Source organism: Pseudomonas sichuanensis, assembly GCF_003231305.1.
In the GTDB taxonomy this organism is placed as follows: Bacteria; Pseudomonadota; Gammaproteobacteria; order Pseudomonadales; family Pseudomonadaceae; genus Aquipseudomonas; species Aquipseudomonas sichuanensis.
Window position 1 is genome coordinate 1 of the sequence record NZ_QKVM01000141.1, and the last position, 514, is coordinate 514.

The following is a 514-nucleotide window of genomic DNA, read 5'->3' on the forward strand; positions in this document are numbered from 1 at the left end:
ATACGCCGAAGAAGGCACAGATCCCGTGCAGCCAACGGTGCAAATCAGCCAAGGCGTACAACAGAACCTTGGGGTACGCCTAGCGACGGTGAGCCGTGGCCGGCTGCAGCGCAGCCTGCAGGTCAGCGGCGTACTGGCCTTCGATGAGCGGGATTTCAGTGCACTCCAGGCACGCACCGCAGGCTTCGTCGAGCGCACCTATGGCCGAGCCACAGGGGATGTGGTGGCCAAAGGCGCGCCTCTGGCGGATGTACTGGCTCCGGAATGGGCTGGTCTGCAGGAAGAGTTTCTCGCGCTGCGCCACTTGGGTGATGTGCAGTTGCTAGCTGCAGCACGCCAGCGCCTGCTGCTGGCCGGTATGCCGGGTGAACTGGTCGACCGGGTCGCACGCAGCGGCAAGGTGCAGAACCAGGTGACACTGGTCGCGCCGAGTGCCGGGGTCATCCAGGCGCTGGATCTGCGTCCAGGAATGACCGTGACACCTGGCGCAACTCTGGCACGTATCAATGGCATT

At 64.0% G+C, this 514-nt stretch carries 1 pseudogene; it reads left to right on the plus strand.

What is annotated here, in order from left to right:
- A pseudogene (locus DM373_RS28450) lies at nucleotides 1–514 on the plus strand (efflux RND transporter periplasmic adaptor subunit); the annotation flags it as partial.